Origin of the sequence: Natronobeatus ordinarius (assembly GCF_024362485.1) — an archaeon.
GTDB classification, from domain to species: Archaea; Halobacteriota; Halobacteria; order Halobacteriales; family Natrialbaceae; genus Natronobeatus; species Natronobeatus ordinarius.
The window spans coordinates 3,228,010-3,252,533 of the sequence record NZ_CP101456.1 but is presented as its reverse complement, the minus strand read 5'-3'; the positions used below and the strand labels follow the sequence as shown (position 1 = coordinate 3,252,533).

The window sequence follows — 24,524 nt, the reverse complement described above, 5'->3', positions numbered from 1 at the left end:
TCTCGATCGCGACGAGAAATGCTCGGACTCATTGGCGCTGGTGCAACAGTGGGCCTCGCCGGCTGTACCGGTGGCGATCCCAGCGACGATGGAGGCGACGATGGCGGAGACGACGACGGCGGGTTCGGGGACAGCGACGGAGGCGTCGACCACGACGCCGAGGAACTGCCAGAGGTGGGCGGCAGGTTCACCAACATGCACCACGCGACGTTCACGACGCTGAACCCGCTGTACAACACGGAAGCTGGAGCCGGGTCAGCGATCGGATACGCGCTGGACCAGGGGTACACCTTCGACGCCGATCAAGAACTCTTCCCGCTGCTGTACGACCTGTGGACCGAGGATGGGGGGAACGTGTGGGTATTCGAGATCCGTGACGGCCTCGAGTTCAGCGACCCGTACGGACAGGTCGACGCCGAGTCGTTCGTCTACCAGATCGAAGAACTCCACCAGAGCGACTGGGCGAACACCGCCAGTTCGAGCGATTGGGCCGGGATCAACGTCGAGCAAACCGGGGACCTCGAGTTCCAGGCGGAACTGGAGGACGCGGAATTGTTGTGGCCCGAGACCTACACCCCGCTCGAGTATCCGATCCCGAAGGATCTCGTGGAACCGTACGTCGATGAGGAGGACGACGATGGGCTCCGTCAGAACGAAGAACTCATCGAACTCCAGTTCACTGGCAACCTGGGGCCGTACGTGCTCGAGGAGTGGGAGCGGGGTGCGGGAACCCGGTACGTCCGTAACGACGACTACTACCTGCAGGAGGCCGACGGCGTCCCCCACCTCTTCAGTAACGCGCCATACTTCGAGGAGCTGCGGGTAGACATCGTCGAAGAGGAAGCGACCCGTGTGGGCGCGCTCGAGGCCGGTGAGGCGGATACGGCTGACATCCCGCCGGACCGTTTCGCGGAGTTCCAGGAGAACCCCGACGTCGATACGTACACCATCCCACAGCCGTACAACAACATCCTCTCGGTCAACATGCGAGACAACGGCTGGAACGCGGGGCCGGGGAACCTCTTCCAGATCAAAGAGTTCCGACAGGCGCTGGCCTGTGCGATCAACAAAGAGGAGTTCATCGCAGGGGTTTACCGCGGGAACGCCGAACCTCACTTCACGTGGCAGCCACAGTTTTCGAACTTTTACCCCGGTGAAGACGACATCCCGATGTTCGGGGTCGGCGATCTCTACGGATCGGAGGTCGCACGGGATCTTGCGCAGGATGCCTTCGACCAGTCGGAGTACGATTACCACTTCGACGGGGACGACATGGTGACCCCCGACGGAGACCAGGTGGTGCTCGACATCCTGTACTTCCCGGGTTCGGCCACCGGCCAGCTCAGAGCGGAGTACACCGCGCAAGAACTGGGGGACAATCTCGGGATCGAGGTGGAGCCCGAAGCGATCGGGGGAGATCGGTTTAACAACGAGTACTGGACCGCAGATCCGGAAGGTGGCGAGGACCCCGATGCCGGTTTGACGTGGGATGAACCGTCTCCCTGGAACCCAGGTCCGCGTTCGGTGACGTCGAACGAATCCTGGGACATGTCGGTCGTGTTCGGGTTGAACACGTATCCGCGGAATCCACAGGCGAACGATGTCTTCTTCGACGGGGCCACCACGATGTACAACCCCGTCGGGTACTACCCCGAGTTCGACGCCGAGGGTCTCTTCGCCGACGCGCGCAGTGCGGAGAGCCAGGAAGAAATTCAAGCTATCTTCGAGGAGTTATTCGTGAACCTCGCAGAAGAGCAACCGTACATTATGCTGGCGTTCCCTGACGACCTGGTTGGCTACACTGCGGGGCTACGCGGTCCGATCGAGAACTTCTCAAACGGGTGGGACTTCCCTACCTGGCACTATTAAAAGCGCCACGGTTGCACCCCGTTTTGGGTGGCTGAATCGACGTTCCTCAAACGAGTATGAATACCAACATGAAAGAATTTGACATATGGGTCTAGCGAGGTACATCGCGTTACGAGTAGCGTGGGCTGTCGTGGTGTCGTTCATCATCGTGACGCTCACGTTCGTGTTGCTAGCGGCAGCACCGAATCCAAGCGTTCAGGAGGCCGCCACACAGGCGGCACTGCAGGGTGGCGACCCACAGGAGGCTGCAGAACGTGAGCGAGAACTACGCGGCCTCAACGAGCCGATTCACGTGAGATACGTCGACTACGTCGTCAGCGTTTACACGCTCGATTGGGGCTGGTCCGAGCATCGCAGCCAGCCGGTGACGGACGCGTTATGGCAGGGCCTCTATTACACCGCACAGTACTCGATTCCCTGGACGATACTGACGCTGCTACTCGGCCCGCTCGTGGGACTGTATTCGGCGGCGAACATGTACAGCTGGAAGGACCACGCAGCGACGGGATTCGCGTTCTTCGGATACGCGATCCCGAACTTCTTCTTCGCGATCGTCCTGCTGTTGATCTTCGGGGTCTGGATCAACTGGGTGCCGACGTACTACCAGACGGATGCCCCGGTGTTCAGCCTCGACAACGCGATACAGCTGGCACTTCCGGTATTCGTCCTCGTCACGGGATCGATCGGCGCCATCATGCGCGTCTCCCGGAACGAGTCCGCAGAGTTCATGAACGCGGACTTCATGAAGACGGCGAAAGCCAAGGGTGTCTCGACGTTCCGGGCGTACGCGTATCACGTCCTCAGACCGACGATGGTTCCGCTCTCGACGACGGTCGTCGGGCAGTTGCTCGCCATCTTCTGGGGTTCCTCGCTGCTGGTTGAGGTCGTCTTCGGAATCCCCGGACTCGGACGAGTAACGTACGATGCGCTCATCGCACAGGACACGAACCTCGTACTCGGGGCGACGCTGTTTTTCACGTTCATCGCCGTGGTCGGTAACCTGATCGAGGACCTGGTGTTCACCATAATGGACCCGCGGATCAGTTACGACGATAGATAAGTATGTCAACGAAAATACCAAATCGGTTCGACGACGTCGACTGGGACGAGATCACCGACTCGAGTGGATTCGTCCTCTCGATCAACACGAAACTGATGCTGGTGACGTCTATTCCGCTGCTCGCGCTGGCGCTCTACGACTGGCGTCTCGTGGGAGAGCGCGAAGCAACGTTCGAGCGGCTGGGTGAGGACCTGGGCGTGTCGGGACTCTTCGAGACGGTTGGGCTCAACCACGACCCGTCGGGACTCGACTACCTGTTCATCTTCACGATCCTGTTGTTCCTGTTTTACCTCCTGTTACCGCTCTACCAGAATCCACGGATGACGAAGTACTACTGGAAGGAGTTCAAGCGTAACCGTCCAGCCGTCGTCAGTCTGGGCTGGTTGGCCATCGTCTTCGTCGGTGGGCTCCTCGGGCCGCTCGTCATGAACCCACCGGAGACGGACATTCTGATCGGGTACCAGCCGCCCGTGTACATGTCGACCGAGATGGTGCACGTGCCGACGTGTGCCGGGGAGATACAGGACGGCAGGTGCTACGGAACGTGGGAGTATCCGTTAGGAACGAGCCACGACGGACAGAGCGTCTTTACGATCATCGTCTACGGGATGACGATCAGCATGCAGATCGCCTTCATCGTGACGACGATCGTCGCAGCGATCGGGATCACCTTCGGAACCGTGAGCGCCTACGCCGGCGGCTGGGTCGACGAGATCATGATGCGCTTCGTCGACATCGTGCTCTCGCTCCCGACGCTCCTGATCTACATCCTGATCCTCTACATCTACGGCGCGAGTCTGGCCATGTTCATCCTCGTGTTCGCGGTTATCGGCTGGGGTGGAACTGCACGATACGTTCGGAGCAAGGCACTGTCCGTTTCCGAAGAGGAGTTCGTCAAGGCCACCAGAATCAGCGGCGCGAGCACGTTCAGAACCGTTCGTCGACACGTCGTCCCGAACACGGCCAGCAGCATCATCACCCAACTCACGCTGCTCATCCCGATCTTCCTCCTGGCCGAGGCACAACTGGCTTTCCTCGGGCTCGGTGACTCGAGCATCCGATCGTGGGGACAGTTGATCTCGATGGGACGAAGTTCGCTCTCGTATGCACCGTGGATCGTCCTCGCACCAGGGATCGTCCTCTTCCTGACGATCCTCGCGTTCAACTTCCTCGGTGACGCACTGCTCGACGCACTTAACCCCGAAGCGGAGGCGGAGGCAGACAAATGACCAACGACACCATACTCGAAGTCGAAAACCTCACGACTACGTTCGAGACAGCTGCCGGAACCCTCGTTGCGGTCGACGACGTCGAGTTCAGCGTCCACGAGGGCGAGACGGTGTGTATCGTCGGCGAGTCCGGCTCCGGCAAAACGGTCGCGACCGAATCGGTCACCCGACTCGTGAAAGAGCCACCCGGAGCCGTCGAGGGGGCGGTTCGCTACCGGGGTGAGGACCTGATGGCGATGACCGAAGAAGAGCTCCGGTCGGTCCGGGGCAACAACATCGCGCACATCTTCCAGAACCCCCAGGAGGCGATGAACCACTGTTACACCGTCGGGTGGCAGATCGTCGAGTCGATCCGGGTCCACGAAGACGTGCCGAAAGAGGAAGCGAGAGCGCGAGCGATCGACCTGCTCGACAGAGTCGGCATCCCGAACGCGAGCGCCCGGTTCGACGACTACCCCCACGAGTTCTCCGGCGGCCAGAAACAGCGGGTGATGATCGCGATGGCGCTCGTCGGAAACCCGGACCTCCTCATCGCAGACGAGCCGACGACGGCGCTCGACGTGACCGTTCAGGCACAGATCCTGGATCTCCTCAACGAACTCCAGGAAGAGTACGGAATGGGGATCCTGTTCGTCACGCACGACCTCGGCGTCGTCGCCGAGATCGCTGATCGGGTCGTGGTAATGTACTCCGGGAAAGTGATGGAACGTGCGGACGTGCTTGACATCTTCGACCAGCCGTCACACCCGTACACGAAAGCGCTCTTGCGGTGTGTTCCGGGAAGTGGAGGTAACCTCGGCGGGATTCCCGGCACGCTGCCGGATCCCACCGACCCACCGGACGGCTGCCGATTCGCACCGCGGTGTCCATACGCCCTCGAGGACTGTCGCGTTGGCGACCAACCGGAGGAGATCGAAATCGGCCCGAACCACCGCGTCTCTTGTCTCTATCACGGACCAGGATACGACAGTTCCGTCGTTCTCGACGACGACCAGGAACGAGCGCGAGATCCGCACGTGGGATCGGAGACGTCCATCGACGGAGGTGAGCTCGCCGATGACTGACGAGGAACCGATTCTGTCGGTTCGGAACCTGAAGAAACACTACCCCATCAAGAAAGGGATCATCCCCCGACAGGTCGGCGCTGCCAGGGCCGTCGATGGGATCAGCTTCGACATCCGTCGGGGAGAGACGCTCGGTCTGGTCGGTGAGTCGGGCTGTGGGAAGTCCACAGCCGCGACGTCGATCGTCCACCTCGAGGAGCCGACGGCGGGGGAGGTAATCTTCAACGGCGGCGGCCGCGGCGGAAAGAGCCGCCGTTCCGACACTAGCCATCCAAACGACGTCACCCGGTTCGATGCCAACGAGCTGAAGGCGTTCCGCCGGGACGTCCAGATGATCTTCCAGGATCCGTCCTCGAGTTTCAATCCACGGATGACCGTCGGCAATTCGGTCGCCGAGTTGCTGATGGTTCACGGAATGACCGATCGGAAGCGCCGGCGTGCCATCGTCGAGGATCTGCTCGAGCGCGTCGGTCTCTCGCCGAGCGACTACGATCGGTACCCACACGAGTTCTCCGGTGGCCAGAAACAGCGCATCGCGCTGGCACGGGCACTCGTGCTCAATCCCGATCTCATCGTCGCCGACGAGCCGGTGTCGGCGCTCGACGTCTCGATACAGGCGGAGATTCTCTCGCTGATCGACGAACTGCAGACGGAGTTCGGGCTCTCGATGCTGTTCATCAGTCACAACATGTCAGTAGTTAGAGAGATATGTGATCGCGTCGCGGTCATGTATCTCGGCGAGATCGTCGAGATCGGCGAAACCGAGGAGCTCTTCTCGAACCCGAAACACCCCTACACCGAGGCGCTCCTGTCCTCGGTCCCGACGCCGGATCCGCGAGCCGAACGGGAAGAGATCACGCTCACGGGTACCGTTCCGAGTCCGACGGATCCCCCAAGTGGCTGCCGGTTCCACACCCGCTGTCCCAAGGTCGTCCAGCCCGACGAGTTCGACCTCGAGCAGATCCAGTGGCGACGGCTGTTGAACCTACGCGACCGGCTGCTCGCGGGCGAGATCGACGTCGAGAAGCTCCGGGAGAACGCCCTCGCGGACGAGGCGACAGCCGACATCGAGATCCCTTCCGACGCGATCAGAGCCCAGATCAGGGCCGAGTTCGACCTTCCGGAGCAACTTTCGGACGTGGACGCCGATCGTACGCTCGAGCAGGCGCTCGACGAGTTCGTCGCTGGCGACGCCGAGAGAGCCGCAGAACGGATGGCGACAGCGTTCGTGACGCCGTGTGAGGAGACGACACCAGTGTTCACCGATCATGGGAACGGTCACGAATCGGCGTGCATTCGACACCGTGAGGAGCCACACTCGGAAGCGCTGGCCGCAACCGACGACTGAGGCAGATCCCGCCTTGCCCGCCGAGTGCCGTTGCACTCGCCGATTCGACACCGGGTGAACTACTCCGGTCTCGGCGTCAGGTAGGTGGTATGGGGCTCGAGAACGGGTCTTTTCGCTGCGGACGACTTCGCGACGCTCGACCATCGGACCGGCCACAACCGCTCGTCGAAAATCAGGAGAGAACGGCCCCGCCATCCCGTCCCCGTGTCGACGCGGGGATCGAGCAGGCGACACGAGAAGGTCCGACAGGATGTTTCCGACGACGCGGAACCGTTTCGTCTCTCGTGACTGCGTGCCCGCGTACTCTCCCCGACGAAACGCTCCTGCGTCGATGAGCTTCACCCGACAGGAGGGATTCTCGAGCGACGTCTCGTTCTCGAGACCCGGCGCGTCGGACGCCTCTGCCGGGACGCCGCCTCGAGCCACACGAGTTTTTACCCCGCTACACCAACCCGTGGGCATGACGGATCAGGCTGTGACGTTCCTCGACCGCGTCCGGAAGCCGGAATACACGGGCGAGAACCGGTGTGTGCCGTGTACCCTCGTCAACGTCGTGATCGCTCTCGTCGGGAGCGCGTTCGTGGGGCTGGTTTCGCCCGTCCTCGGGGTCGTCGCGTTCGCCGGCTCGATCGCGCTCATCTATCTGCGGGGCTACCTCGTGCCCGGAACGCCCGAATTCACGAAACGGTACGTTCCCGATCGGGTGCTCGCCCGCTTCGACACCCACCCCGTGCCCGAGAGCACCGAGGACGACGAGGACGGAACGCAGTGGGAAACGCTCGAGCGCCTCGAGGAACAGCGACGGAACGCCGTCGATCCGGAGCAGTTCCTCCTCGAGGAGGGAATCGTCGAACCGTGTGGTGAGGACCTCTGTTTCACCGACGAGTTCGCGGCCCTCCTCGACGCCCACGTTGAGCGGTATCGGGACGAGCCAGTGGCTCGAGAGACGGTCGCCGACATGTTCGACCTCGAGCCGGAGGACGTGTCGTTCGAGGATCGCGAGTACCCCGCGATCAAGGTCTCGCGTCGAATTCGAAAGTGGCCCGGAGACGCGGCGCTCGTCGCGGATGCCGCCACGCACGAGGCGCTGTGTGAGCGGACCGAACGCTGGATGGACGTTCCGTTCGAGCAGCGAGTCGGCATGCTCGAGTCGCTCCGATCGTTCCACGTGCGCTGTCCACTCTGTTCGGGTGACGTGGCCCTCGGGTCGGACACCGTCGAGTCGTGCTGTCGATCGTACGAGGTTCGCGCGCTCGCCTGTGCCGACTGTGCGGAGCCGCTCCTGGAATTCGATCCGGAGGGAGTCGAAACGAGAGAGACCGACAAGGGATTCATTCCTTAGAAAATCGAACGCCGTTTTCGCGTTCAGGGAACTGTTGAGAAGGTGGATCGAGTGCTGATACTACTGGACAACAGTCAGTAACCACTCGATCGCGCTGTGACCGGCCGTTGGACTCGCTGACGGTCGGTCGCGTGCGATCGATGCGTGAACCGTTTTGTCCGGCAGTATGAGGACGTATCCTATCACCATCAGTATCCGATCGGCCCACCGATACGACGACGGGTGAAGTCGACGAAAATCGCGCCGAGATAGCCCAGTATCGCCAGGGAGAACGTGACTGTGAACCACGCTGCAGAGAGGACGAGGGTAAAGAACAGCACGTCGCCGGTGCTTTGAATGCCGAACATCCAGGTGACGCGGGTGTACGCCAGCCCCGGGATCAACACTGCGGTGCCGACAATCACCCCGAGCGCCCCGTTGTTCGCCGAGGGTTCGTAGTAGCCGCTCAGTGCTGCGGCGACGCCACCGCTGAGCAGCGCCAGGGGCAGCAACCACCCTGGCCGGTTCAGCCCGAAGTTCACGACGAGGCCACCCACAACCATCACCACGGCAGCCCAGAGAACCGGCCAGCGGTTGTATTCGAACGACGCGTTGACTGGTGTTCTCATTGTATACAAATGACTCTGCGTTGTCAAATAATTTTGGGGAGATCGAGGCTGCGAAAACAGGTGGCAAGCGAGCGCAACTCACCGACGACCGGTGTCCACCCGGGGATCCAGGTACGAGTACGACAGGTCCTGAACGATGCTGCCGACCACGCCGAGCACGATAACGACGATCGTCCCGCCGAGGACGATCGGGAAGTCGCGGTGCATCACCGCTTGCAGGAACAACAACCCGAATCCGTCGATCGCGAAGAGCATCTCGATGACGAACACCGCCAGGACGAGCAACGCGAGCACCTCGGTGAACAGCATCGAGAAGAGCGGAATCGCCGCGTTTCGGACGATGTGCCGGGTGACGAGCAGTGGACTTGCCCCCTTGGCTTTGACGAGTGCGACGAAGTCGGTCGAAGTGTACTCCAACGCGTGTGCCCGCGTATAGCTCACGTACCCGCCGAGGAGCGTCATCGTGATGAACAGGATCGGTAATCCGTGGTCGAACAGTAGGTCGGGTCGATCGATCACCCCGCCTCTGACGAGTGCGACGCAGAACCCACCGAGCCAGAAGCTCGGCAACGCGAACAGAAGGTACGCGGTTCCACGCCCGAGGTTCGCAACCCGGCTTTTCGGGGCGACCGCTGCGTAGAGTCCGACGAGTATGCCGATGCACACACCGAGTACGAGTGCAGGAACGACGTACATTCCCGTTCGGACGACGCCGTCGACGACGAGGGCCGTCACGGGTTCCCCGGAGACGAGCGAGTCGCCCCACTCGAGCGTGAGCATGTTCCCCATCCAGTCGACGTACTGTTCGTACAGCGGGCGATCGTACCCGCGATCGGCCATATACGCGTTGAGCGCCTGTTCGATCTCTTCTTCGCTCGCGTTCCCGAATCGGAGCATTCCTTCGATGCTTTGAGCGACCCAGTCGTCGGTCATCGTCATCGCCGCGAAGACGGTGGTCAACACTACCCATGCCGAGAAGAGGCCGACTGCGATCCGCTTTGCAAAGAGCCCGAGAACGCTCATCGGTTCACCCGTGACCGATGCCAGTCGCCCGACGGTGACGTGGGGTATGCGAACCGGCGTGAACGGTGTGAATCGCGCCGAAACTGGTGGCCGCGGGTGACCGCGTTGGTGCGTCGTTGGGACCAGTCAACGTGTCCTCCCCGGCGGGACCGATATGGTCCAACGTCGATACCGCTACGAGACGTGGCGGAGGGCATACTGTGCTGTACTCGCATACATTTATAAAAGCGCACTGGTTGATCCACTGATGTAAACACGATACGAAGGTAATGTTTATCATACTTACGCTCATCACGTCGGACGTCCTCCATGAGTAGAGGCGATGAAGACGCGCGATTTGAGCGCGTCAACTGGTCTGAGATCGACCGTTCGAGAGGGGTGGTAACGGCCGAACGGGTGGCGCTTCTCGTCGGAATCCTGGCAGTCACTGCGCTGTATCTGTACGATCGACACGTCGCCCACGTCTACCTCGTCGGTACGTGGCGAACCGAGCCTATCGACTGGATTTTTATGCTTTCGACCGTGGTGCTGGTCGCATACGGCGTCGTGCCGCTGTGCAAGCGGCGTGACTCGGTTCGACGCGTTCTCGGCCGATTGCGCTCGCGGCCGATCACCGTGGGGGCGCTCGGCTACCTCATCGTCTTCGTCGTCGTCGGGTTTGTCGGACCGATGCTGGTTTCAAACCCTGGATTGCGGTTTCACCACGCGTTCCATCCACCCGTCGGATTTACGAGCGAAATCGTCCGGATCGAGTGCGTCGGCGAAGTCACCGGACCGCCGTTCGAACGGCAGTGTCACGGCTCGTGGACGTATCCACTCGGGACGAACGAACGAGGGCATCCGATGGGATTCCTGCTGGTTCAGGGCACCCGGACGGCGCTCTACGTCACGTTCATCACTGCCGCGTTCGTGGTGCCGCTGGCGACCGCCGTCGGTGTCGTCGCCGGGCTTCGTGGCGGCGTCGTCGACAGCCTGCTGATGTCCTACGTCGACGTCCAGTTATCTATCCCTGCCATCCTGGTCTACTTCGTCGGATACACGTACTGGAATCCGTCACTGCTGCTTTTGATCGGTGCATTTGGCTTACTGAGCTGGGGTGGAATTGCCCGACTGGTTCGAAGCGAGGTGCTCCAGCGTCGCGAAAACGGACACGTTCGGGTCGCCCGAAGTCTCGGTGCATCCGACCGGTACGTCGCCAGCCGTCACATCGTTCCGAATATTACGAACACGCTGGTTCCAGCCGTCTTCCAGCTACTCGCGCTCCTCGTCCTGTTCGAAGCCGGCATCGCGTTCCTTGGTTTTCACCATATCGAACTGTACTCGTGGGGAAGTATTATCAGCGAGTCGGTGAACGCCGAAGTCGCCGGGCAGATGCAGAACAGAGCCGAGCACCCGGCCTACCAGCTCTGGTGGGTTTCGACCCTTCCTGCCATCGCGCTCACGGCGACGATGCTCTCGTTCAAACTCGTCGGAGACGGCCTCAGGGACGCCCTCGACCCGCGAGGTGGCCGATGACTCACCAGACAGAACGCGCGGAGACGCCGCTGCTCACCGTCGAGAACCTCCGGACGCACATTCACACCGACCGTGGAACGGTTCACGCCGTCGACGGGGTGAGCTTCAGCATCGACCGCGGTGAAATCGTCTGCCTCGTCGGTGAATCCGGCAGCGGAAAGAGCGTCACCTGTCAGTCGCTCACCGGTCTGATCCCCCAGCCACCAGCGGAGGTCGTCTCGGGCTCAGTCGTGTTCGACGGACACTCAGTGCTCGAGGCCGACGAGTCCGTCCGGCGGTCGATTCGGGGGAACCGCATCGCGCACCTCTTTCAGAACCCACAACAGGCGCTCGACCCGGTGTACACCGTCTGTGATCAGCTCGTCGAGGCGATAACCATCCACGAAGCTGTGGGCAAACGGGCCGCCAGAGAACGCGGCATCGAACTCCTCAGACGCGTCGGTATCCCGCGAGCCGAAACACGCATCGACGACTATCCCCACGAGTTTTCGGGAGGAATGGCCCAGCGAGTCGCACTCGCAATTGCACTGGCGGCAGGGCCCGACCTGCTGATCGCCGACGAACCGACGACGGCCGTCGACGTGACCGTCCAGGCCCGGCTCATCGAGCTGTTGCGCGAACTCACTCGAGACGGCATGTCGATGTTGCTCGTCACGCACGACCTCCGCGTCGTCGCCGCGCTCGCCGACCGCCTGCTCGTGATGTACGGGGGGACGATCCTCGAGCGCGGCCCGGTCGAGCAGGTGTTCGAACAGCCGTCTCATCCCTACACGCAGACGTTATTCGAGAGTTACGACGGGATCGACCGCCGTGACGACCGCACCGCACGTGGGGAGATCCCGACGACAGGCTGTCGATTCCGTGAGGAGTGCTCGTACGCCGTCGACGCGTGTTCGAGCGACCGGCAACCACCGTTCTATCCCGCTTCTAACGACGACGAGCACGCGGTCTCGTGTATCCACTACGACGGGGATCGTCGAGCGGAGCCGATTCTCGACGCCGTCGACGCTAGCCCTCGCACACACCGGGGTGAAACCGATGACTGATCATACGACTGATGCCAGAACGGTCGAAGATGCTGACGAAACGGACGACGCAGGAGGGGAAGAACCGTTACTCTCGGTCGAAAACCTCGAGACCCACTATCCGATCACGAAGGGGTGGCTCCGCCGGGAAATGGGGCGGATCCGCGCCGTCGATGGCGTGACTTTCTCCGTCGGGCGCGGCGAGGCCGTTGGACTCGTCGGGGAGTCCGGCAGCGGGAAATCCACAACTGCGGAGTCGATCCTCCGACTCGTAGAGCCCACCAGCGGCGAGATCTACTTCGACGGCGAGCGAGTGACAGCGCTCGAGGGTCGTGACCTTCGCGCGTTCCGTAGACGGGCACAGCTCGTCGTCCAGGACCCGAACGAGGCGTTCAGTCCGCGGATGACGGTCGGCGAGGCCGTCGCCGAACCGCTCCGGCTTCACGGGATGGGCGACGGGAGCCGTCGACGGCGAATCGTCGAGGACCTACTCAAGCGCGTCGGCCTCTCGGCTGGTGACGCCGACCGGTACCCCCACGAGTTCTCCGGCGGGGAGAAACAGCGCATCGCCATCGCTCGAGCCCTCGTCCTCAATCCCGATCTCATCGTGGCAGACGAGCCGACGAGCGCGCTCGACACCCGGGTCGAATCCGACGTCCTCGCGTTACTCGACGACGTCCGTCGGGAGTACGATATTTCGATCCTCTTCATTAGCCACGACATCGACGTGGTTCGCCGATTTTGCGACCGCGTCGTCGTGATGTACCTCGGGAAAACGGTCGAGCGAGGACCGGTCGAATCGGTCCTCGGATCTCCCGCCCATCCCTACACGCAGGTGCTTCTCGAGTCGGTCCCCAGTCTCGATCCGACCGACCGCACGCTCGCACGGCCGTTGACCGACGTGGTTCCTGACCCGGCGGACCCGCCAGCAGGGTGTCGATTCCACACCCGCTGCCCGGCGATTATTCCACCAGCTGAGGTCGACGTCGACGACGGGTGGAAGCGAGTCGCCGCGTTTCGATTCACGCTCGAGGCTGGCGAACTGCCTGGAACACTCACGTGTGAGGGAGCGACTGACGCGTCGTCGGTCCGCGATGCGTTCGATCTGCCCGAGACGTTCCCCGACGAAACCGTCGACGAGGCCGTCACGGAAGCGGTAGCCGCGCTGGCCGACGGCGACCGAAAACGGGCGACCGACGGCCTCTCCGACGCGTTCCGGACGATCTGTGAACGCCGAGAACCCGAAGAACGAACCGTCGACGGGCAGCAGGTTCGCTGTCACCGGTACAACCCGGATGCTCCTTGCGGCCCGGTTTCACCGTCGACCGATCGGTAGCCGGTCGACACCGAGTCACGCCATCTGAACTGCCCCCAGCGCCGACCGCGCGCCGCTCGGGGTCGATCCGAGAGACCGTTCTCCGACTTCCACGGCCGGCCGATTCAGAAGTAGATCAATTCGTCGAGGACGTCGGTAGTTCCCAGCCGTGGCCTGTTCTACGCCGGCGGGTCACTCGGGAACGAGTCTGACCGTCGTTTCGTCGTACAGCCCTTTCTTCACAGCGCCTTCGATATTGATTCCGGCACCGATCGTATACTCTCCCGGGGGAGCCGGCTCCCACTCGGACTCGGAGACGCGGAACATACCCTGCCACCGGCGGCGGTACTGCTTTCGTTCGCCGCGGGAGAACCGAAATCCGCGCGTTTCTTCCGGCGGATCACGGGGATCGACGTGTGCGGCCTGGGTCAGGCCGTCGACCTCCCAGTCCCAGGCGATGAGCGACCGGACGGGGATCGTAATCGGAAACGGCATCGCGTTCTTCATGGTGACGGCGAAGGGCACGGACTCTCCAACGGTGTACTCCGTTTTTGGAGTTGAAACGTCGACGGAAATAGACCAGTACCGAACTCGGTGCGGGACGAGTAGGCGACTGAGATACGTCGACGGTACCGAACGCATCGCCTGCGGTTCGCGCGAACTGTCTCGCTCGTTCGGACTGAACGGGTCGGTGTCGTCGCGCCTGAGGGCGTTCGACTCGTAAATCCGCTTCATTGGCACACGTACGCGGCTCGGACGCTAAAACGTTCGGTGCTCGGTGTGCACGAGGCGGCGAGCGTAGATGCGTGTCGTCCGCCTCACTATAGTAGCCACTGAAAGTCATTGCACACCTGCTCGCGATCCAGCGGCCAGTGCTGGCGATATTCCGCCAGTACTGGCCGTCTCGCTGCGAGCAGTGTGTAACCCGTTTCACTTGCTACTATCGGCTCGAGGCACGGTCGCTCGTGCGCTTTTCGACGGGCGAATACAACGAGTTGGAGACGACCCCTTCAGTCGTCGGCGACGGCGTCGCCCAGCTCCGAGACGGCGCTGCTCCCCGAGTCGTCGTAGAGCAGACAGGAAATTTCGTGCGATGGATTGACCGGTATCGATTTCGGGTCGATCTGCTCACACGGGGAGCTGAAGGCTTCCTCGAGTTTCGTCGCCGCAGCCTCGAGGCCGTCTCCGCCCGAGATGATCTCGATTAGCTCCCCGAACTGCCGCTCTGCGTGCGGGTCTCCTAACCGACTCGGCAGGTCGAACTCCGTGCGGATGAGTCGATCGAGTTCGTCAGCGTCGAGCGTTTCGGGGTCGACGTCCACGTTCTCTTCGGGATCCGATTGCAGCGCCAGGATCGCGCTGATCGAATCCGCACTGCGTGCTCGTTGTTTGAGCGTCAATAGCGCCCGCCAGACGTCTTGATCGAGTTCGTACTCGGTCGGTTGAATCACCCGCGGACAGCGGGTGTGGAACCGACAGCCCGACGGCGGGTTGATCGGCGACGGCACCGTGCCGGGGAGGAAGATCTGCTCTCCCTCCCAGAACGGGTCGGGTTCGGGAATCGCCGACAGGAGCGCCTCCGTGTAGGGGTGGTACGGCGGGGCGTACACCTCCTCGGTCGGTCCGACTTCCGCGAACTTCCCGAGGTACATCACCCCGACGCGATCGGAGATGTGTTCGACGACGCTCAGGTCGTGAGCGACGAAGATGTACGAGAGGTCGAATCGCTCCTGGAGGTCCTCCAGGAGATTGAGAATCTGTGCCTGGACCGAGACGTCGAGCGCGCTCACGGGCTCGTCACAGATGATGACATCCGGGTCGACGGCGAGCGCCCGGGCGATGCCGATGCGCTGTTTCTGTCCGCCGGAGAACTCGTGGGGGTAGCGGCTCGCGTGACTCGCGTTCAACCCGACTTCCTCGAGTAGTTCGGCGATCCGTGCGCCGTGATCGTCACCGGTTCCGATCCCGTGGATCTTCAGCGGCTCGCGGATGATGTCGCCGACGGTCATCCGCGGGTTCAGACTCGAGTACGGATCCTGGAAGATGTACTGGATGTCCTTTCGCATCTCCCGGAGTTCGGATCTGGAGTACGTCGTGATGTCCTCTCCCCGGAAGATGATCTCACCTTCGTCCGGTTCGATCAGTCGGACGAGCGACTTGCCGAGCGTCGACTTCCCACAGCCGCTCTCGCCGACGACGCCGAGGGTCTCACCCGGGTACAGCTCGAAGCTGACGTCGTCGACGGCTTTGACCTTCTGTGATCCCCCGAGGAGGCTATCGATGAACCCGCTACTCGTGTCGTAGTACTTTTTCAGGTTGTTCACCTCGAGCAGCGGCTCGCCAGCGTTACTCATGTTCTCCCTCCATCGGTTTGGCAACCTCTTCTGGTTCCGGATCGGAGACGACGACCTCGTAGCCGAGTTCGTTCTCCAGCTCGCCGGAGTGTGCGAGACACGCTGCACTCCGCTCGTTCGAATCGGTGACCGGCAGTCCAGTCTCCGGATTCAACGGTTGGGGCTCTTTCCGGGCACAGGCCTCCTCGGCGTACGGACACCGCGGGTGGAAGCTACAACCCGAGGGGAGTTCGACCAGGTCAGGCATCGTCCCGGGAATGGTTTGCAACCGTTCGCGTTGATCGCCGATTCGCGGGATCGAACTCATCAATCCGACCGTGTAGGGGTGTTTCGGATCGTAGTACAGCTCTTCGACGGTCGACTTCTCGACCGGCTTGCCAGCGTACATCACCATCACGCGGTCACACAGCTCGGCGACGACGCCGAGGTCGTGGGTGATGAACTGAACCGCCGTGTCGAACTCGTCGGCGAGCTCTCTGATCAGGTCGAGGATCTTCGTCTCGATCGTCACGTCGAGCGCGGTCGTCGGCTCGTCACAGATGAGCAAGTCAGGATCACACGACAGCGCCATCGCGATGACGGCTCGCTGTTGCATTCCGCCGGAGAACTCGTGGGGATAGTCGGAGTACCGCATTTCCGCTTCGGGAATGCCGACCTGATCGAGCAGCTGGATGGTCCGCTCTCGAGCTTCCTCCTTTCCGTAGCCGAGGTGGTGTCGGATGGTCTCTGCGATCTGCTCGCCGACGGTGTAGACGGGATTGAGGGCGGTCTGAGCGTCCTGGAAGATCATCGCGACCTCGTTCCCGCGGATGTTTCGAACCTCCTCTTCTGACATGTCGAGGACGTTCTCGCCTTTGAATCGAATCGTCCCGCTCTCGATCTGCCCCGGTTCGTCGATGAGTCTCATCAGCGCGAGCGCGGTGACGCTTTTGCCGGCACCGCTCTCGCCGACCACGCCGAACTTCTCCCCGCGGTCGATGCTGAACGAGAGGTTGTCGACCGCGGTAACGACGCCGTCACCGGTGTAGAACCGGACGGTCAGGTCCTCTACCTCGAGCAGCGCCATTACTGGGCACCTCCCTGGGAGACGCCGCTCTCCTGTGCGTCGAGGGCGTCGTTGATCCCGTCACCGATCATGTTCATCGACATCACGAACAGGAAGATGGCTCCGCCGGGGAAGATCGTCGCGTGCCAGGGGATCTGCCCGCCCGGCCCCTGGATCAGGGTCTCACGGGTCTGATCGAGCATCGTCCCCCACTCGGCCGAGCCCGGCGGCATACCCAGGCCCAGGAAGCCGAGCGCGGCGACGCCGATCACGACGGTCCCGATGTTGAGCGTCGCGACGACGATCACCGCGGACATCGCGTTTGGCGTCACGTGGCGGAGTACGATCGATCGGTCCCGTGCGCCGAGCGCTCTCGCCGCCTGGACGTACTCCATCTCCTTGATCTTCAACACCTCACCGCGCATGATACGCGCGTATCCGATCCAGCCCGCCAGCGAAAACGCAGCGACGAGTTGCCAGTAGCCACCGCCAAAGAGCGTGACGATGATCGCCGCCAGGACGAGTCCGGGGAACGCGTACAGCGTGTCGACGATGCGCATCATGACCTCGTCGACCAGGCCACCGTAGTACCCGGAGATGCTGCCGTAGATCATTCCGAACACCATCGTGAGCGCAACGACGACGAACCCGATCGAGATGCTGTACCGCCCGCCGTAGATCACGCGCGAGAACATGTCGCGACCGTTGCCGTCGACGCCGAACCAGTAGTCACTCGAGGGCGGATCGTAGGCGCGTACCGACGGATCCACGGAGAGGTACAGCGTGGTCCCAGCCTCGTACGGTGCGAGCGCGAACGGCTGGACGGGGATTCCGAAGAGGACGATCGGCCGGGCGAAGATCGCCAGCAGGCTGAGCAGCCCGACGATGGCGACGCCGACGAGTGCCGACCGGTTACGGGTGAACCGGTGGAATGCGCGCATCCATCGACTCTCGGTTTCCGCCCCCGTGTCGGGAGCCCAGTCGGAGAGTGGATCTCGTCGTTCGACTACGTCGGGGTCAAACCCGGTGATCTGAATTCGCCCTCGCTGCGTGTGAGTCTGTCTAGTCATATCGAATCCTTGGATCGAGAACCGCGTAGGCGATGTCGGCGATCAGGTTCGCGATGATGATCGCCGTACCGGTGATAAGCGTAATCGCCATGATCATGTCTATTTCGTGTGCAGTCAACGCCTCGATGAACTCACGGCCCAGACCCGGCCAGTTGAAGACGTACTCGACGACGACCGAGCCGCTGATGATGCTCGCAGTCAGGAGCGCGGCGATCGTGACGACCGAGATCAGCGAGTTCCGGAGGACGTGTTTGAGGACGATGGTCCGCTCGGGTAGTCCCTTGGCCCTGGCTGCCATCACGTACTCTTTGTTCATCTCTTCTGCCATCGACGTCCGCATGACTCGCATCAGCGCCGCCGCCGATGCCGTCCCGATCGTGATCCCGGGTAAGATGAGGTAGTACAACATTGCAGGGCTGTACAGCGGTTCCCGTGACGGCGCCGTCACGGAAAACCACTCCAGATAGAGCCCGAACACCAGGATCAGGATCAGCCCGAGCCAGAAGTTCGGAATCGAGATACCGGACAGGGCGAGGAATCGGCTGACGGAGTCGCCCAGCTCGTCCTTGTGCACTGCTGCGTAGATCCCGGACGGAATCGCGATGGCGAGGGCGAACGCCCAGCCGAAGATCCCGAGCGCGATCGTCTCGGGCAGCCGCCACCACACGATAGTGCCGACGTCACGTCCGGAGCTGTACATCTCTCCGAAGTCCCCCGTCAGGATGTTGCCCATCCAGGTCAGATACTGCTCGTACATTGGGTCGTTCAGACCGTACCGGTCGTAGAGCGCCTGCTCTTCGGCGGGTGTCATGTCCGGATTCAGCCCGACCATCTGCTGGACCGGGTCGCCGGGGGTCCAGTGAACGAGCGCGAACGTAATCACTGAGACACCGAACAGTATCGGGAAGACTAGCAGCAACCGCTTCAGGATAAATCGTCGAAGACTCATACGTTTGAAAGCGACCTGTGAATCAGGTTAGCGAGTGATTATTCGTCGATCCAGGCGATGCGCTCGTCCTGCGGGGAGTAGAGCGCGTACGAGAGGTATCCCTCGTGGAACGGCCACTGCGCCCAGTTTCTCACCCGCGTGCTGAGCACAGACTCCTGGGTGCCGAAGATCGCGATGGCGCTGCCGGCGTACTCCTCGAGCTCGCGGAAGACTTCGTCGTAGCGCTCACGACGCAGGTCGGGATCTTCGGCGACGTCTGCCCCGTACCGTGCGCTCTCGAGCAGCTCGTCGATCCAGTCCTCGCTGATGCCGGCCAGGTTACAACACTGGCCGACGTTGGTGCTGTGGTGGAGCGCGTCGGCGAAACTGTGAGGGTTGAACGTTCCCGAGAGACCGACGCAGCTGATGTGGCCGCGGTCGCCGTACTCGGGATCCATGATGCGGCCGACGTAGGTCGTCCACTCGTAGGTTTCGACGCTCGTCTCGAAGTAGCCCGTATCCTCCATGGCCTCGGCGACGAGTTCGACCATATTGACGCGGTCGTCGTTGTCGACGTTGACCTCGAGCTGGACCTCGAGCGGGGCCTCGATCCCGTAGTCGTCGAAGACTTCCTCGATCAGCTCACCGGCGCGCTCGGGGTCGAACTCGTTGAGGTGTCGGACGTCGTCCTCGAGGGCCTGGGCGTCGGTCGTACCCAGCCCCTGTGCGAGGCCGGGGATCATGATGTACGCTGGGGTGGACCAGCCGTCGAAGATCTGGTCGGCGATGAGTTCGCGTGGCACGAGGTTGTTGAACGCCTGCCGGAGGCGCTGGTCGTCCCACGGTTCGACGTTGACCGGGGGCTGGAAGTAGGTGTAGCCGCCGGTCTCGACGAACGTGACGGAGAAGTCCTCGGAGTCGTCGAAGTCGTTCAGGGTCGACGAGGACAGCCCGGTCGTAATGTCGATCTCGTCGGCCTGAAGCGCGGCCGAACGGGTCGCGTTGTCCGGGATGATCTCGAACGTCACCTCTTCGACCACGGGGCCGTCGGGGTACTCTGCTGGACCGTCGAACCAGTCGATGGAGTCGACGCCCATCTGCTCGACCCAGTAGTCGTCGTTCTTCTCGTAGTCGACCCACTGCTCGTCTTCCATCTCGACGAACACGTACGGGCCGGTGCCGATGGGGTCGTTGCCCTGGCGCGGGTCGAGATCGCCGGCGGGTAGCTGTGCCTGTTCGACGGTGAACACGCCGATTGGCGGCAGTTCGCGCTCGGCCTCGGCGTCCGGAATCTGCGCGAAGATGTCGACCGTGTACTCGTCGACTTCCTCGTAGTAGAGCGTCGAGTCGAAGTACTGGGCGCTGACGTCGGAGAGCTTGATGCGGTCGTAAGAGGCGATGACGTTCTCGGCGGTCAGCTCCTCGCCGTTGTGGAACGTGACGCCTTCACGGATGTGGTACCGAATCTGCACCCCGAAGACGCCGTCGGCGACGGCGTCGGCCGCGTCGTCGAACAGGAGCACGCGGACCTCGTCGCCCTCTTCGGGCACCATGTCCTCGGGATGCCGGATGATCTCCTGCTCGCCGTGGTCGAGGGCACCCTCTTCGCCGGCCGTGAACGTCGACATGTACGGTTCGTAGTCGGTCAGTTCGACGCTGTTCGTGTCGAGAACGTCCCAGCTCTCGGCGAGCCAGGGATAGAGGTTCCCTTCAGCGTCGCTCGTCGTGAGCGACTCGAAGATGAGTGACTGGGACAGCGACGAGGTCGTGTCCGAGCTGTTTGGCGGGTCGAACGAATCGACGTTCGAGCCGACGCCCACGCGGAGCGTCCCGCCCTCGACCAGCTCCTCGAGCGGCGCGTCGTCGGTCGGTGAATCAGCCGTCCCGTCGTCACCGTTCGAGCCGTCGTCATCGCCAGAAGGATCGTCGTCTCCACCGAAACAACCCGCGAGGCCAACTGCACCTGCAACCCCGACCCCCTGAAGAAGTCGTCGGCGGTTTACTATCGGACTTACCTGCTTATCGTCCTGAGGCATGACCAACAATTACAAACCCCAGTATAAAGAGATATTGCTTTACTTCTAAGCGATTGTTATCTTATTTTGGATCTGGGGAATCTCTTGAGGAATGTTATTAATACAGTCTTAATCCACCAGGTTCCAACAGCAGACAACAGAAATGGTGTTCATACCCAAGTTATGTGGCCCGGAAGCAGACGCCAAATGAGCGATAGAAACGGCTGAGTTGAGTCAGAGTAACCGATGCTTGCTCCGTCAGCTGGTCAATCGTCGCCCTCGTCGTCGACGACGACAACCTCTCCACCGACGACGTCGACGTTGATGAGTGTCTTCACGTGGTGGCCTGCGTCCTCGACTTTGTTCTCGCCGCCGACTTTCTTGATGACGGCGACGGCGTCGACGACCTCCGCACCGATCTCGTCGAGCGCCTCGAGCACGGACGCGAGCGTTCCGCCGGTCGAGAGGACGTCGTCGATGACGAGGACGCGTTCACCCTCGTAGACGTCGTTGATGTACATCTCGTTCTCCGAGTAGCCCGTCTGCTGGGCGATGGCGACCTCGCCTTCGAGGTCGTACTGACGCTTTCGGATCACCGTCATCGGGATATCCGTTATCAGCGAGACGGCCGTCGAGATGTGGATCCCCATCGCCGCCGGGGTGACGATCTTGTCGACGCGCTCGAGTTCTGCCTTTCGGATGATGCGGATGACGATCTCGCGCAACAGCCCGGGGTCGAGCTGGGGGACGCCGTCGCTGATCGGGTGGACGAAGTAGTGATAGCCGTTCTTCTCGATGATAGGGGCCTCGAGCAGAGACGCTTTCAGCTGGTCCATGTCGTGGCTGCGCCCGAAGACGAGTAAAAACTGACGATACCGTTCACGGTCCTTGGTCCCGACGCCGTCAGACGCATCGCCATCTGTCGGTCACCGCAGACAGTATCAGTCGTCCGCGCCGTAGCTCAACTCCGGCGGCTGCTCGCCCTGTCCCAGCCGCATGTGGCGTTCGTGGTAGATGTGTGCCGTCGCCGTGACGGTGAACGTCGCGGCGATGATCGCCATCCAGGTGAGCGTCGAGAGTGTCGTCAGCGGATAGACGTCGAGCCAGAGTGTGGCGACGAGCGCACAGCTAATCGCACCGAGTGAGAGGTACAACTCTCGCCAGGCGAACTCGCGTCCGGGAACGATCTCGAGGTAGATGGCGACATCGGCCGTCAGCCCCGTCACTTCGATGCGTCCCTCGTCCGAATCGAACGTGACGATCCCCGCCTCGTCCATCTTCGGCAGGTGCGTCTGCTGGAGCGTCGTGTACACGCGCTTTCGCTGCTCGGGCGTCACCTCCTCGAGCGTCGTCTCGTACTCCCAGGCGGCGACCTGCTGTGCGAGATCACCGAGTTCGACGGGCCGGTCGTCCTGTTTCAGATAGTGGAGGACGTACCGACGGCGCTGATTGCGGAGAACCTCGAAGATCTCTCCTTTCGAGAGCCGATCTTTCGTGATGTGACCGCTCATCACCGTTGCTCACCTCACCTCGTTCCAACGAGCCATCGCGGTCCGTTCGCTGCCCATTAACTCGAGGAAGGCAACGCATACTATATAATTCTCGTGACTATCTCTGACGAACGATAATCCGAACCGACAGAACGAATCCACACGTTGTGCGATCGGCTAGCCACTCCAGTCTCATCCGAGGACGACCGCGAGCGAACCGGCAACCTCACTCGCGAGTCCCGCTTTCGAACCCTGATACTCGACTGCGTCCCCGGCGTGGACGAGCAACGCGCGCGTCACGTCCTTTCCCATCACGCTCGCGTCGTTGGCCACGACGAACGCGAGGTCGACGCGCTCGAGCGTCTCGCGAGCGGCGTCGACCATCGCCTCGTCTTCCCCCGAGGTCTCCGTCTTGAAGCCCACGATCGGCAGCCCCGGGCGGCGGTCGCGAATCTCGTCGATGAGCTTCGGCGCCACCTCGAGCTCGAGCGTGAGCTCCTGGCCCGAACGGATCTTCTCCGGACTCGCCTCGACCGTGTAGTCGCTGATCGCGGCGACCGAGACCAGCGCGTCCGCGGTCTCGCAGGCGTCGATCGTCTCCTCGAGCATCTCCGCAGCCGTCTCGATCTGGCGAACGTCGGCGTAGGGGACGTCGTCGCCGTCGTGGATCAACGTCACGTCGGCCCCACGGACGTAACAGGCCCTCGCGACGGCCCGCCCCATCTTCCCCGACGCGCGGTTCGTTAGCACCCGCACGGGGTCGATCGGCTCGGTCGTCGCCCCCGAGGTGACGACCACGTGCTCGCCCTCGAGTGGGCGATTCCCGACCGCCCGCGCGAGCTCGCAAACGATCGCCTCCTCGGTCGCGAGCTTGGCCTTCCCCTCCTCGAGTCGCGGCTCGACGAACGAGACGCCCCAGGACTCGACGCGCTCGATGGCCTCGAGCACGCCCGGATGGTCGTACATCGGCTCGTGCATCGCCGGGGCGATGACGACCGGCGTCCCCGACCCGAGCGCCGTCGTCGCCGTCGTGGTGACGGGCGTGTCGTCGACTGCACCCGCGATCTTCCCCACCGTGTTCGCCGTCGCCGGCGCGATCAAGAAGACGTCCGCCCAGCCCTCGTAGCCACAGAGGTCGACGTGTTCGACCCCACCCGTGATCTCCGTGATGACCTCGCGATCGGTGGCGAACTCGAGCGACCAGGGATGAATAATTCCCCGCGCACTGTCGCTCATCACGGTCCGGACGGTCGCCCCGTGGCGGCGCAGTTCGTGGGCGAGTTCGACCGTCTTCACGGCCGCGATCGATCCCGTCACCCCGAGTGCGACGTTGACTCCCTCGAGCATTCGCCCCCACGTTGGGGCGGTGGGGGTAAAAAGGGGTCAGGTAGGCGAGCGAGCGCTACACCCGATCGACGCTCGGATGCATCGTCGGCTTCTGCTCGAGCGGCTCGGCGAGCTGTTCGAGCATCGTCTCGCGCGCCCGCTCGTCGCGACGTCGTCGCTCCTCGTCGTCGATCTCCTCGCAGGCGGGTGGCACCTCCCGGCCGCGACCGGTGAAGTAGCCTTCCGGGGCGACCCAGTCGTGGTAGAAGGGCGTCTCAGAATCCTGGATCGCAGCGAGCCCGACTTTGGCGCCGTGACCCGCTGCGACGATCGCCTGGTGGGGTTCGCCCGCGATTCGGCCGGCGGCGTAGACGCCGGAAACGGCCGTCCGGCCCGCCTCGTCCACGCTCACGACGTACTTGCTCCCGCGCTGTTCGCGCCCGACGTCCAGCGGCGTGAGGTACTCGCTGTCGGGCCAGGAGGCGGCGATCAGCCGGCGGGCCTCGAGCGGCTCACCACCCTCGGTCGAGACGACGAAGCCCGCCTCGACGTTCCCTTCCTCGACGGGTTCGACCCGCGTGACGCGGCCGAGTTCGAACGTGGCCCCGGCGGTGGTCGCCTGCTCGCGAGCCAGCAGCAGGTATCGCCGGGCGTCGATGCCGTCGGGAAAGCCGGGATAGTTCTCGAGGCTGGCGTTGCGCGCGAGGATCGACTCGCCCCCGTCGCCGGACTGCGTCCGGCTGCTCGGGGGACTCCGTCCCCCGCTGTCGACGACGAGGGTGTCGAGTCCGGCGCGGGCGGTGAAGATCGAGGCGGCGAGGCCGGCGACGCCGCCGCCGACGATGAGCACGTCTCTCATGGGCGGTCGTTGTGATGGGGAGGTATAGAAGTGTGACGG

The 24,524-nt window shown here is 62.6% G+C and carries 21 protein-coding genes; 9 read left to right on the top strand and 12 right to left on the bottom strand.

The features are described 5' to 3' along the window. The first annotated feature begins 18 nt into the window (after window positions 1–18). From NMQ09_RS16480 to NMQ09_RS16455, 6 genes are all read left to right on the top strand, one after another. Complete coding sequence (locus NMQ09_RS16480) at window positions 19–1,869, top strand: ABC transporter substrate-binding protein (protein ID WP_255191679.1); 1,851 nt, start codon at window positions 19–21, stop codon at window positions 1,867–1,869. Window positions 1,870–1,954: 85 nt separating this feature from the next. Beyond that, window positions 1,955–2,929 (top strand): ABC transporter permease, encoded by a 975-nt coding sequence (locus NMQ09_RS16475; RefSeq protein ID WP_255191678.1) that lies wholly within the window; start codon window positions 1,955–1,957, stop codon window positions 2,927–2,929. Window positions 2,930–2,931: 2 nt separating this feature from the next. Then, window positions 2,932–4,158, top strand: coding sequence for an ABC transporter permease (locus NMQ09_RS16470; RefSeq protein ID WP_255191677.1), 1,227 nt, complete (start codon window positions 2,932–2,934; stop codon window positions 4,156–4,158). Further along, a complete protein-coding gene (locus tag NMQ09_RS16465; RefSeq protein WP_255191676.1) occupies window positions 4,155–5,222 on the top strand; it encodes an ABC transporter ATP-binding protein in 1,068 nt (355 codons plus the stop codon). Before NMQ09_RS16470 ends, NMQ09_RS16465 begins: the two co-directional genes overlap by 4 nt. Further along, window positions 5,215–6,570: an ABC transporter ATP-binding protein gene (locus tag NMQ09_RS16460; RefSeq protein WP_255191675.1), complete on the top strand. Its 1,356-nt coding sequence runs from the start codon at window positions 5,215–5,217 to the stop codon at window positions 6,568–6,570. Before NMQ09_RS16465 ends, NMQ09_RS16460 begins: the two co-directional genes overlap by 8 nt. A gap of 460 nt (window positions 6,571–7,030) precedes the next feature. Beyond that, window positions 7,031–7,912: a DUF8054 domain-containing protein gene (locus NMQ09_RS16455; protein ID WP_255191674.1), complete on the top strand. Its 882-nt coding sequence runs from the start codon at window positions 7,031–7,033 to the stop codon at window positions 7,910–7,912. 188 nt (window positions 7,913–8,100) lie between these two features. Here the strand turns inward: NMQ09_RS16455 and NMQ09_RS16450 are convergent, their stop codons facing one another. Together NMQ09_RS16450 and NMQ09_RS16445 are read right to left on the bottom strand one after the other, a co-directional pair. Beyond that, on the bottom strand, window positions 8,101–8,520 hold the full coding sequence (locus NMQ09_RS16450) for a hypothetical protein (protein WP_255191673.1): 420 nt from the start codon (window positions 8,518–8,520) through the stop codon (window positions 8,101–8,103). A 78-nt stretch (window positions 8,521–8,598) separates the two neighbouring features. After that, window positions 8,599–9,543: an ABC transporter permease gene (locus tag NMQ09_RS16445; protein WP_255191672.1), complete on the bottom strand. Its 945-nt coding sequence runs from the start codon at window positions 9,541–9,543 to the stop codon at window positions 8,599–8,601. Window positions 9,544–9,852: 309 nt separating this feature from the next. Between NMQ09_RS16445 and NMQ09_RS16440 the strand changes: the two genes are divergently transcribed. Genes NMQ09_RS16440 through NMQ09_RS16430 form a run of 3 tightly spaced genes read left to right on the top strand, consistent with a single transcriptional unit; the run spans window position 9,853 to window position 13,419 of the window. Next, a complete protein-coding gene (locus tag NMQ09_RS16440) occupies window positions 9,853–11,058 on the top strand; it encodes an ABC transporter permease (RefSeq protein ID WP_255191671.1) in 1,206 nt (401 codons plus the stop codon). Further along, window positions 11,055–12,104 (top strand): ABC transporter ATP-binding protein, encoded by a 1,050-nt coding sequence (locus NMQ09_RS16435; protein ID WP_255191670.1) that lies wholly within the window; start codon window positions 11,055–11,057, stop codon window positions 12,102–12,104. Before NMQ09_RS16440 ends, NMQ09_RS16435 begins: the two co-directional genes overlap by 4 nt. After that, window positions 12,097–13,419, top strand: a complete 1,323-nt coding sequence (locus NMQ09_RS16430; RefSeq protein WP_255191669.1) for an ABC transporter ATP-binding protein — start codon at window positions 12,097–12,099, stop codon at window positions 13,417–13,419. Before NMQ09_RS16435 ends, NMQ09_RS16430 begins: the two co-directional genes overlap by 8 nt. 171 nt (window positions 13,420–13,590) lie before the next feature. On the opposite strand, the gene NMQ09_RS16425 is transcribed toward NMQ09_RS16430, so the two are convergent. The 10 genes from NMQ09_RS16425 to NMQ09_RS16380 all read right to left on the bottom strand — a co-directional run bounded on the left by NMQ09_RS16425 (window position 13,591) and on the right by NMQ09_RS16380 (window position 24,485). Next, complete coding sequence (locus NMQ09_RS16425; protein WP_255191668.1) at window positions 13,591–14,133, bottom strand: DUF7974 family protein; 543 nt, start codon at window positions 14,131–14,133, stop codon at window positions 13,591–13,593. Window positions 14,134–14,408: 275 nt separating this feature from the next. Further along, complete coding sequence (locus tag NMQ09_RS16420; protein ID WP_255191667.1) at window positions 14,409–15,752, bottom strand: ABC transporter ATP-binding protein; 1,344 nt, start codon at window positions 15,750–15,752, stop codon at window positions 14,409–14,411. Next, complete coding sequence (locus NMQ09_RS16415) at window positions 15,745–16,818, bottom strand: ABC transporter ATP-binding protein (RefSeq protein WP_255191666.1); 1,074 nt, start codon at window positions 16,816–16,818, stop codon at window positions 15,745–15,747. The genes NMQ09_RS16420 and NMQ09_RS16415 overlap by 8 nt, the downstream gene beginning before the upstream one ends. After that, window positions 16,818–17,867, bottom strand: a complete 1,050-nt coding sequence (locus NMQ09_RS16410) for an ABC transporter permease (RefSeq protein ID WP_255191665.1) — start codon at window positions 17,865–17,867, stop codon at window positions 16,818–16,820. The genes NMQ09_RS16415 and NMQ09_RS16410 overlap by 1 nt, the downstream gene beginning before the upstream one ends. Then, window positions 17,860–18,816, bottom strand: a complete 957-nt coding sequence (locus NMQ09_RS16405; protein WP_255191664.1) for an ABC transporter permease — start codon at window positions 18,814–18,816, stop codon at window positions 17,860–17,862. Before NMQ09_RS16405 ends, NMQ09_RS16410 begins: the two co-directional genes overlap by 8 nt. Window positions 18,817–18,854: 38 nt before the next feature. Further along, on the bottom strand, window positions 18,855–20,831 hold the full coding sequence (locus NMQ09_RS16400) for an ABC transporter substrate-binding protein (RefSeq protein ID WP_255191663.1): 1,977 nt from the start codon (window positions 20,829–20,831) through the stop codon (window positions 18,855–18,857). Between the two features lie 245 nt (window positions 20,832–21,076). Further along, window positions 21,077–21,646 (bottom strand): hypoxanthine/guanine phosphoribosyltransferase, encoded by a 570-nt coding sequence (gene hpt, locus NMQ09_RS16395; RefSeq protein WP_255191662.1) that lies wholly within the window; start codon window positions 21,644–21,646, stop codon window positions 21,077–21,079. 105 nt (window positions 21,647–21,751) lie between these two features. Next, the gene (locus tag NMQ09_RS16390; RefSeq protein ID WP_255191661.1) at window positions 21,752–22,321 is read right to left on the bottom strand and encodes a DUF7344 domain-containing protein; all 570 of its coding nucleotides are present in this window, start codon (window positions 22,319–22,321) and stop codon (window positions 21,752–21,754) included. Between the two features lie 171 nt (window positions 22,322–22,492). Continuing rightward, window positions 22,493–23,647: a bifunctional phosphopantothenoylcysteine decarboxylase/phosphopantothenate--cysteine ligase CoaBC gene (gene coaBC / locus NMQ09_RS16385; protein WP_255191660.1), complete on the bottom strand. Its 1,155-nt coding sequence runs from the start codon at window positions 23,645–23,647 to the stop codon at window positions 22,493–22,495. A 55-nt stretch (window positions 23,648–23,702) separates the two neighbouring features. After that, window positions 23,703–24,485, bottom strand: coding sequence for an NAD(P)/FAD-dependent oxidoreductase (locus NMQ09_RS16380; protein WP_255191659.1), 783 nt, complete (start codon window positions 24,483–24,485; stop codon window positions 23,703–23,705). Between the last annotated feature and the right edge of the window lie 39 nt (window positions 24,486–24,524).